The organism is Glaciecola punicea ACAM 611 (assembly GCF_000252165.1).
Classification (GTDB): Bacteria; Pseudomonadota; Gammaproteobacteria; order Enterobacterales; family Alteromonadaceae; genus Glaciecola; species Glaciecola punicea.
Genome location: NZ_BAET01000005.1, coordinates 19,903 through 30,211, shown reverse-complemented (window position 1 = coordinate 30,211; position 10,309 = coordinate 19,903). Strand labels below are relative to the sequence as shown.

The following is a 10,309-nucleotide window of genomic DNA, read 5'->3' as shown; positions in this document are numbered from 1 at the left end:
AGTTTGAATAGCTCTGCAAAATGCGGATCGTGCGGGCGATTATCGGCGCCCTGCAATACTATACCCTTTAGCGGTGTAAAACGTACTAGCGTATCTATATGGCCGTCGGTGTCGTCGCCTTCTAAGTGGCCGTGGTTAAATATGGTGACTTTTTTTGCGCCTAAACATTCAATGAACAGTGTATGATATTCATCGCCTGTCATGTAGGCATTTCGTTTGGGGTTATACAAACATGAGGCGGTGCTCAGCAAATGCTGATTTTCATCAATTTCTAATGCGCCGCCTTCAAGCACAATGGGGTTTTCTATTAGCGGCTGTTGACACAGTTTCGCAAGTGAAGAATTAACTTGATTGTCTTTGGTTGCATCAAATTTCTGGCCCCAGCCGTTGAAGGTAAAACTAATGGGGTAGTTCTTATGATTATCACTCACCGTTAAAAAGCCATAGTCTCTCACCCATGTATCGTTATATTCGCTAGGCACTATGAGTACTTGATTGTTGCTTGCTAAAGCGGCAGTTGCTGCATCAATTTCATCTTGTGGGCACAGTAATAAAACGACTGCGTTAGCACGGTTTACTGCGTTAATAAGTGCAACATAAGTGTGCTGGGCATTCACGAGGTTTTCTGCCCAGTCGGTGCCAGCATGAGGCCATGCTAAAATAACGGCTTCTTGTTTTGCCCACTCAGGCAGTAAGGTGTAGTTTTGCATGTTAATAAGACCATACCAAGTTAACAAAAGCACGCCTTGGCTGACCTACAAAATAACGATAGCTACCAAAGGCAAAGTCGGCGCGCTCGGCGTATTCTTCATCCAACAAGTTTAGCACATGCACACTTAAACTAATCTGTTTAGCCAATTGATAACGAATATTTAGATCAAGAAGCTGGTGACCTTCATATTCAGCCGAATTTTCAGGGTTTAAGTAGTATTCACTTAAATATTGCCAACTTATCTGCGCGGTTATATCGGCATTTGGCGAATAACTTATATTGAGGTTTGATAACCACCGCGGCGCGGTATCTATGTCGTTGTTGATTATACTGGTGCGAACCAAGCTGGTTTCGTTTTCATAGGTATGCTGTGAGAAGCTAACATGTCCGTTAAATTGCCACTGCTCCCCTAGTTGCTGTCTTACCTCAAGCTCTACACCATTGTGTTGAGTAATGGCACCATTCACATTTTGACGATCTGAATTTTGAAAAATAACGTCTTTTTTGCGCATATTAAAGCCAGCCATATGTAAATTAGTGCTGGGGCTTGAATAGCGAAGACCGGCTTCATAAGCATCCATGTTTTCATTGTCTATGTCGGTAATTTGCTGGTTGTTTTGCAATCTGAACAGCTCAGTGGCTTGAGGTGCTCTAAAACCTTGCGAATACTTTGCGTAAACAGAAATATTTTCGCTGAGTAAATATTGCACGTTAATAGAAGGCGACAGGGCATTAAAGGAAATATCTTGGCTGTCAGGGCGAATAAACCGGCACACTTCAACGTTAGGCGCGCAAGCTCTAGGGCTATCGGTATTATTTGTGTAGTCATAACGCATACGTTCAACGCGCGCGCCTGCTCTTACTATCCAATTTTCATGGCGCCACGTGCCTTGCGTATAAGCGCTAAACTGTTGGGCGTCTATGTTGTAGTCATAGTGCACGCCTTTTGGCACACTTGGAGAAAAATCGTCTTCTTGGGTTTCACGTAAACTGCCGCTCGTTAAATCAATGTCAAGGCCCGATACCCAATCAATATTTTGCCAGCGATAACGGTACTGCGATTGCAAGCCTGCACTGGTATGGTCGTTTTCCTCAAGCCCTTTCCAGGGTAAAAAATGTTGTAAAAAAGCCATCTCATTCCAACGTAAATAGGGGGTGAGGGTAAGGCTGCCATTTTCGTTTGTTTTGGTAAACGCAGTATAAGCTCTGAAGGATCGTGCATCACGGTAAGCTTCAGGATTAGGGTTTGAGCGGCGCAATGTTGAATCTTTATAGGCCTCAAAGCCTTCAATAAAACCGGCTGTTTCTTGGTTTAGGTTTGTATAATCAAAGACACTCTTGGTGTCCCACACTGGGCCTTGAGTTTGATAGATATGCGTTAACTTTTGCTGGTCGTAACCGCTTTGGGCTTGAAAACCATTTTCCTGGGTAATATTAATAAGACTGCGCCACGCAGTGTTTTCATTCACTTGCCCATAGCTATTGCTAAGGCGAGCAAAGTCGTATGCGCCAAGCTGCAGGCCAATGCTGTTGTTATCGTTTATAAATGCGTCGGCGGTAATTACATTAATAACGCCGTGCAGCGCGTTACTGCCATATAACGTGCTCGCAGGCGAGCGCAAAATGTCAATTGCGGCCGCTTGCTCATAGTTTACATCGAAGAGCTGATTGGCGTTGCAAAATCCTGACGCACGAATAGAGATACCGTCAATTCCCATAAAAAATGCACCACAGCTACCGGCACCCGTTAGTACAGGGCTTCTAATCGCGGTTAAGTGTTCTTGGCCATTGCCTCTGCTTATCCAAGTTCCTGGCACTAAATCAAGCACTTGTGAAATATGCTGAGGGGATATCAAGCCTACTTCATCGGATAGTACTGCACTTATACTGTCAGGTGTTTGATTAATGGCCTGCGCAGTTTTGCTTGCGGTTATGCTGATGACTTCAAGTAAAGGCTGGTTTTCTTCTGCGTTTATTTGATATGAATATACAAAAAGACTGCTTAAAACTAAACAAGATGCGCGCTTGGAAAAGCTTGATTTGTTGCTGTTTATAGACTGTTGCATTATTTTATATTTCTCCCACCGTTAAGATGAATAACCTGACCCGTTAGGAAGGTACTTTTGAAAATAAAGGCCACCGCATTAACGGCTTCCTGTGCGCCAGGACAAATGCCAAGCACTGATTTAGACAGCGCTTTTTGTTTGTAAGACTCATCATCGTTTTCATTAAACATGAGTAAAGACGGTGCAATTGAATTCACCTTTACACCTGGTGCAAGCAAGCTTGCAAACGACAAAGTTAAATTGTGTAAGGCAGCTTTACTAGCAGCATAAGCTATATGCTTACTGCTGCCTCTGTCCTGCACAAAATCGGTCATGTGAATAATGTCGGCACCCGCAATTAACATTCCTTTGCATGCCAGGTTTATTTGATACGGCGCACTGGCATGCACTTGCATCATGTTCGTGAACAACTTAGCAAGGTCAGCGTTGGGCGTTTCTTTATCCCAGTCTGAGGCATTATGGATAATACCGCCTAGCTGTGGTGTATGTTCTTTTACCTCTTTTATAAAGTCTGATATCCCTGCATCGGTCGCGAAGTCAGCTTTTATTGCCACAATGCCTTGGGCGATTAACGCCTCTACCGCAGGTTTTTTATGTCGGTATGTTACGATTACTCTAGGGTTAACTTGCCGCTGAATATCTTGATACTCAAGATCCATATATCGAGGCGCAAACTTATCTGAGTTAAGGAATTGAGCAATCGCTAAGCCCAATCGTTGTGAGCCGCCGGTGACAAGAATAGGGGCTATGCTAGATAATGGCATGTTGTAAAGCTTCCTTGTAAATGTAGTATCTGAGGAATAGTATTAAGCACATTTTTATGCGTTGTACTGGCTTAACACCTTAAGAAGTGCGAAGAATAAACGTTACATTTTATTCATGTACTTGAAACGGTCTTAGGTGACCAAATATTATATCGCTATATGCTTGAGTGGATTGTATAGAAAATTACGGAAATTTACCTCGCTAGGATCGCCAGTTTTAAAATTAATACGTAAATTAGTAATCCAGCCTATAATTCTAGCGTATACAAAATAATTAACTTATTGGATAGACAATGTTAGCAAACGATAAAATTGTAATGCACGGAGCCAACCACAATATAGCGCTGTCAGAGCAAGCTGAGCTTGTTCGCGATGCGTTATTAGTTGCTGGGCTTGAAACACCAATGGTAGACAACGGTTTAACAGCTGAAGAAAAACGTCTTAAAATCAAACAAAGTATGACTGCTATTATGCAGGCGCTTGGCTTGGATCTAAATGACGATAGCCTTCAAGATACGCCAAACCGCATCGCTAAAATGTATGTGAATGAGATTTTTTCAGGGTTGGATTACAAAAATTTCCCTAAAATTACACAAATAGAAAATAAAATGAGTATTGACCAGCCAGTACAAGTAACTGACATTAGCCTAACGAGTACTTGCGAGCATCATTTTGTGACAATAGACGGTACTGCAACTGTTTCCTATATTCCTAACAAAACGGTTATTGGATTAAGTAAGATAAACCGCTTGGTTAGCTTCTTTGCCCAACGACCACAAGTGCAAGAGCGTTTAACGCAGCAGGTAATGGTCGCGCTGCAGGCTCTTACGGGTACTAAGGATGTTGCGGTAAGTATCAATGCCACACACTACTGCGTTAAGGCACGTGGTGTGCGCGATACTAATTCGTATACTAAAACGTCTTCTTTGGGCGGTTCTTTTAATACCGACCGAGACTTAAGAAGAGAGTTTTTTCAGATTTAAGAAAGGAAGCGAAGGGTTAAAAAATAAAGGGTCAGGTCCACTTTGCAGCTGCCCCTTTACCTTTCCCACCTCAGACTTTTATTGCTTTTTCCAAAGCCTCCCTCAAGTCACCCGAAATAGGCGTCGGTTTATTGGTTATGCGGTCTACAAAAACATGCGTCATACTGCCGTCGGCAGATACTTTTTCTTCATCCTGCTTAAATATGGCAAGTTTATAAGAAACCGATGATGTGCCTATTTTACTTACCGCAAACGCCCCTACAATCTTTTCAGGAAAGGCAATGCTGTTATGGTAGTTGCAAGTAGAGCTCACCATCAGGCCAATGGTTTTGCCATTGTGAATATCAAGATGCGCATGCTCAATCAAATATGTATTCACGATAGTGTCAAAATAGCTGTAATACACCACATTATTTACATGACCATAAATATCGTTATCCATCCAGCGCGTGTCTATCGTAAAGAAATAGCGAAAGTCACTTCTAAGAAGTAAAGTTTGCGGGCGTTCTGGCATTATATTAACACTCCTTAAAAGAATATTCGTTTACAGTGCCTGTTGGTATATTTTAAGCGCGTCTTCATATCCTACATCACGCGGGTTATTGACTAATAGGCGAGTTTGCAGCATTGCATCTTGCGCGAGTATCGGTAAATCGTTTTCAACTATACCGCAGGCGCTTAAAGTAGTAGGTAACTCAAGAGTATGGCTTAAGTTGTAAAAGTAATCAGCTAGCCTTTCGCTAGATTGCGACTCGTCATAGCCAAGCGCATTAGTAGGGAAAATGTGCGGTATAAGCTCGGCATATAAATGATTCGCTTCTTGCGCGTTAAATCGTAGTACGTGAGGAAGCACCAGTGCATTACTCAATCCATGAGAAATATGAAAATGACCGCCCAGCGGATAGGCAAGTGCATGCACCGCGGCTACCGGCGCATTTGCAAAAGCTTGGCCCGCTAAGCATGCGCCTAGCAGCATATTTTGTCTGGCGACTAAATTTGCACCCTGTAGCGAGGCTTCTTCAATATTTGCAGATAAAAGCGTTAGTGCCTGTTTAGCGAGCATATCGCAGTAGGGATTTTTCTTGAATTTGCTGGTGTAGGCTTCAATAGCATGTACCATCGCGTCTATGCCGGTAGAGGCGCTTATATGTTGGGGCAAGCCTAAGGTTAAATTTGCGTCTAAAATAGCGATATCAGGTAGTAATACTGCAGACACCACGCCCATCTTTGTTGTTTCGCCGGTGGTAACAATGGAAATTGGCGTAACCTCAGAGCCTGTCCCTGCGGTAGTGGGTATTAATATAAGCGGGCAGCGCGAACTTACAATGTTATTGATGCCGAACATAGTGGGCAGTGATTGCTTTTGCTTAACTAGCACCGCAACAAGCTTAGCACAGTCTAAAGAACTGCCGCCGCCAATACCAATAATACCGTCTATGTCATTTTCTATGGCGAGTCTTGCAGCCTTCTCTATTATGCTTTGGGGCGGGTCGACTACTACTTCGTCAAATATAATATGGGTGATGTTAGTGGCCGCTAGGCTTGAACGTAAATCATCTATCAGCCCATGTTGAATAATGCCTTTGTCGGTTATGATTAGTAAGCGGTGTATGTCTAGCTGCTGGCAATAAAGGCCGCAGTTAGTCAAGGCGCCAAGCTCGCTAACTACGCGCTTTGTTGTGCTAAATTCAAAATTAACCATAGAATTGCCTTTGTCTAAGTGTACCTGACCCCACTAGTTTTTATTTCACTAGTTAGGGTACTTTTTTTCCTCGGATAGATTCTAATAAGCTGTACCAATGTTCGCGCGATAGTTGAATTGTTAAGGCTTTTTGGGCGCTTGTCAAGCGCTCTGTATTGGTGGTGCCTAATACGGGTTGAATGTTGGCTGGGTGGCGCATTAGCCATGCAAGTACGATCGCGTTTGGTTCTACGCCGTACTGTTGAGCGAATTTTTTGACAAGGGCGGTTGTGGCGATAACATTTTTATTATTTGAGGCTGATTCTCCAGAAAATAAGCCTTGGGCCATCGATCCCCAGGCCTGAAGCTGCACGCCTGCTTGTTGGCAGTATTCGAGGGTGCCGCGAGGGAAGCCGTTGTTGGCATTTATAGGCATGTTTACGGTAATGGCGTCTTCAACAAAATCGCAGCACGCTAGGCTCATTTCTAACTGATTTGCCACAATCGGCACTTGAATTGCACTTTGCAAAAAAGCAATTTGACCTGCATGCATGTTCGACACTGCGAGGTATTCAAACTTACCTTGCTCGTGCAGTTTCATGAGTGCGTTTGCGGTTTCGTCCAACTGCATCAGTGGATCGGGCCGGTGTAAAAATAAAATGTCTAAGGTGTTGTCATGTAGGCGTTTAATACTGGTGTTTACCGCCTCTGTAATCCAATCGCCAGATAAGTCGTAGTGACAGGTATCAAAGGCAGGGGTAAGTTTTATGCCCACTTTTGATTGTAAAATTAAATGGTTGCGTAAAGATCGTTCTCTTTTGAACAGCTCACCCATGGTTTTTTCTGCTTTGCCATGGGTATAAATATCGGCTAAATCTATGACATTTATGCCTATATCTAATGCTTTTGTGACCAGATCAAAAGCTTGATCAATGTCTTTACCTTCTATAGTAGGTGTGTTCCAAGGGCCGCCAAGGTTCATACAGCCAAGAATTAAGCGACTTGCTTCAGGATAATAATGATGGATAGGTAATTTCATAATAATGTAGGTTCTTTTAATGTTACGAAGTGCTCGTCGTTAGCTCACTGCTTGCTAAGACAACCGTTAAACTTGCGTAAGTATAGCAGTTTTTTTTGGCTAATCAGTCATGGATTTTAATACAACTTGCTCAACATATATGGCTTACATACACGTAATGTAGGCCACAATATAAGTTATAAAATGCAGTTTTATATAAGCGTTTGTTCACTGATTGCGCGTTTTTCGGCTTGATAATATGACACTCTGCCGGCAGGTGTCTTGCAACTAGTCACAAGACGGGTTTTATATTCTCAAAACATTCTTAAAGCGTGGCATGCGTAAGATAAATAAAGCTTTTTGCGCAGCATAAATAAAGGATGATGTGTATTTACTCGTTTATAGTTCTGTTGTTTGTGCAATTGAAAGGCTTTTGAGGCATACTATTTCGCATAATTTAAGGTCGCCATTTGAGGCCGCTATTTCAGTTAAACCAGTCGCTAGGTTTTTACCTTTTACTGGATATTCTAGCTTTTGCAAACATACGTACAGGTAAAACTATATGCGAACACTAACAATTCAAGCCCCTGACGATTGGCATCTTCATTTTCGCGATGGCGATATGCTGTTTGAGACAGTGCCTGCGACATCTCGCTGTTTTAAACGTGCTATTGCAATGCCCAATTTGGTGCCGCCTGTAACCACCACGCAAATGGCGCTAGAATATAAAGCGCGTATACAGGCAGCAGTGCCAAAAAATATCGCTTTTGACAGTGACTTTGATGCGTTAGTAACCTTATTCTTAACCAACAGCACTACGCCTGCAGAAATTGCAAAGGCAAAAGCCGCGGGTATCGTGGCTAGTAAGCTTTATCCAGCCGGCGCCACCACCAACTCTGATGATGCTGTGAAAGGTATAAAAGCCCTATATCCGGTATTTGAAAAAATGCAAGAAGTAGGCATGCTGCTGCTTATTCACGGCGAGGTTACGCAGAGCCATATCGATATTTTTGATCGCGAGAAAGCCTTTATCGATGCTTACCTGAACGATATTGTAAATTATTTTCCTAATCTCAAAGTAGTGTTTGAACATATTACGACTAAAGACGCCGCCGACTTTGTTAAAGCATCATCAAGCAATGTTGCTGCTACTATTACCCCGCAGCATTTATTGCTTAATCGTAACGACTTACTGGCGGGCGGTATTCGTCCGCATAATTATTGCTTACCTGTGCTTAAGCGCAGCACGCATCAGCAAGCACTACAGCAAACAGTGGCCAGTGGCTCGCCGAAGTTCTTTCTAGGCACCGATTCAGCCCCGCATGAAAAACACAAAAAAGAATCAGCCTGTGGCTGCGCGGGTTGCTATAGCGCATGGAGCGCAATTGAACTATATGCACAAGTTTTTGACGACTTAAACGCGCTTGATAAACTAGAAGGCTTTGCCAGTCATTACGGACCAGACTTTTATGGTTTAGCGCGTAATGCAGGCACCATAACGCTTAAGCAAGAACAGTGGCAAGTGCCTCAGGTAATGACGCTAGCCACTTCTGATAAAGCCTTGCGTGGTTCTAACGCCAGCGCTGACACAATAGTGCCTTTTTATGCAGGCCAAACCTTACAGTGGAAATTAGTAAACTAATATGACTTCAACGCCCAACAATGCGCCTGAGCACCTTGATGAATTTTCTACCTTAGCGCTTGCGCCTGCTTTGCAAGGCGCGCTACGCGAACTGAACTATACGACGTTAACGGCAACGCAGCAGGCATGTGTACCGGCGTTATTAGCTGGTAAAGACGCCGCGGTTAAAGCCAAAACAGGCACAGGTAAAACTTTGGCCTTTGGCATCACCATACTTAATGAGCTTATTGCTGATCAAGCAAACGGTCACAGCGGCGTGCATTCCTTAGTGCTTTGCCCAACGCGCGAGCTGGCTCAACAGGTGGCTGAGCAGCTTCGCCTATTGGCTAAGCAGCACGCTAATACAAAAATATTGACCCTTGTTGGCGGCGTCTCAATAGGGCCGCAGATAGGTTCGCTTGTGCATGCACCAAGTGTGGTTGTTGGCACGCCCGGTCGCGTAATGGACCTAATTCGTAAAGACAAATTAGACGTGAGCGGCGTTAAATGTTTGGTGCTTGATGAAGCAGACCGTATTTTAGACATGGGATTTACGGATCAAATGAGCTGGATTTTGGGTGCCTTACCTAAACAGAAGCACTCAATGCTTTTCTCGGCTACTTTTGGCGGGGCCATCCAAAAATTAACCCAGCAATATCTTCATAAAGCAGACATTATTGAAATTGAAGACAACCGGCAACATACTCAAATAAGCCAGCTTGCCTACACCTTACAAGATGATCGTATGGTGTATGCGGTAGCAGCTGTGTTAACCCATCATCAACCAAACTCTTGCATGGTGTTTTGTCAAACAAAGCAGCAAACGCAAGAGCTTGCCGACGACCTGCATGAAAAAGGCTTCAATGTACACGCTATTCACGGTGACCTAACCCAAGCCCAGCGCCAACAAGTGCTCACGCAGTTTGCTATTAAAACCTGCAATTTACTCATAGCAACCGACGTTGCCGCGCGCGGTCTTGATTTAGACCAAGTGGATTTAGTGATTAATGCTGAAATTGCTGATTCGGCTGAAACACATACTCACAGGGTGGGCAGAACAGGAAGGGCTGAGCAAACCGGTACTGCCATTACGTTGGTTTTCGACCACCAGTTAAAAGCCTTGGCTAAAATAGCAGAAGACACCAATAGCCATATTCCCATTAAGCATATTCAAGCCCTGCGCTTTCATGCTAATCGGATCGTACTGCCAACGCATGAATGCATAATGGTTGACGGCGGCAAAAAGCAAAAGGTCAGCAAAGGCGATTTGTTAGGAGCGCTTATAAAGCAGGCCGAAATTGCTAAGGAAGATATAGGCAAAATGCAGATTACGCATGATAAAGCCTATATTGCGATTAAGCAGCGCAGTGTTAAACATGCCTTAGCGTTTTTTCGTGAAAAGCGTGTAAAAGGCAAAAATCTAAGGGCGCGCAAGCTACGCTAAAGAAAAACGCATATGAACAT

The 10,309-nt window shown here is 43.6% G+C and carries 9 protein-coding genes; 3 read left to right on the top strand and 6 right to left on the bottom strand.

The annotated features are described in order from the left end of the window. The 3 genes from GPUN_RS01660 to folM form a co-directional block, all read right to left on the bottom strand. A partial coding sequence (locus GPUN_RS01660) for an agmatine deiminase family protein (protein WP_238528931.1) occupies positions 1–737 on the bottom strand: 737 nt, incomplete at its 3' end. Further along, a complete protein-coding gene (locus GPUN_RS01655; protein WP_006002780.1) occupies positions 712–2,778 on the bottom strand; it encodes a TonB-dependent receptor in 2,067 nt (688 codons plus the stop codon). The genes GPUN_RS01655 and GPUN_RS01660, both read right to left, overlap by 26 nt. Next, positions 2,778–3,542, bottom strand: coding sequence for a dihydromonapterin reductase (folM, locus tag GPUN_RS01650; protein ID WP_006002778.1), 765 nt, complete (start codon positions 3,540–3,542; stop codon positions 2,778–2,780). The genes GPUN_RS01655 and folM overlap by 1 nt, the downstream gene beginning before the upstream one ends. A 293-nt stretch (positions 3,543–3,835) precedes the next feature. Between folM and folE the strand changes: the two genes are divergently transcribed. Next, entirely contained in the window at positions 3,836–4,525 is a 690-nt protein-coding gene (gene folE, locus GPUN_RS01645) for a GTP cyclohydrolase I FolE (RefSeq protein WP_006002776.1), read from the top strand. 70 nt (positions 4,526–4,595) lie between these two features. On the opposite strand, the gene GPUN_RS01640 is transcribed toward folE, so the two are convergent. From GPUN_RS01640 to GPUN_RS01630, 3 genes are read right to left on the bottom strand one after another with little or no spacing between them, the layout of a single operon-like run. Beyond that, positions 4,596–5,039 carry an acyl-CoA thioesterase gene (locus GPUN_RS01640; protein ID WP_006002774.1) on the bottom strand — a complete coding sequence of 148 codons (444 nt, stop codon included), beginning with the start codon at positions 5,037–5,039 and terminating at the stop codon, positions 4,596–4,598. Positions 5,040–5,069: 30 nt separating this feature from the next. Beyond that, complete coding sequence (locus tag GPUN_RS01635) at positions 5,070–6,227, bottom strand: iron-containing alcohol dehydrogenase (protein ID WP_006002772.1); 1,158 nt, start codon at positions 6,225–6,227, stop codon at positions 5,070–5,072. A 52-nt stretch (positions 6,228–6,279) separates the two neighbouring features. Then, positions 6,280–7,245 (bottom strand): aldo/keto reductase, encoded by a 966-nt coding sequence (locus GPUN_RS01630; RefSeq protein WP_006002770.1) that lies wholly within the window; start codon positions 7,243–7,245, stop codon positions 6,280–6,282. Between the two features lie 541 nt (positions 7,246–7,786). Between GPUN_RS01630 and pyrC the strand changes: the two genes are divergently transcribed. Continuing rightward, positions 7,787–8,866 (top strand): dihydroorotase, encoded by a 1,080-nt coding sequence (gene pyrC, locus GPUN_RS01625; RefSeq protein ID WP_006002765.1) that lies wholly within the window; start codon positions 7,787–7,789, stop codon positions 8,864–8,866. Between the two features lies 1 nt (position 8,867). Next, positions 8,868–10,289, top strand: a complete 1,422-nt coding sequence (gene dbpA, locus GPUN_RS01620; protein ID WP_006002763.1) for an ATP-dependent RNA helicase DbpA — start codon at positions 8,868–8,870, stop codon at positions 10,287–10,289. Positions 10,290–10,309 lie beyond the last annotated feature (20 nt).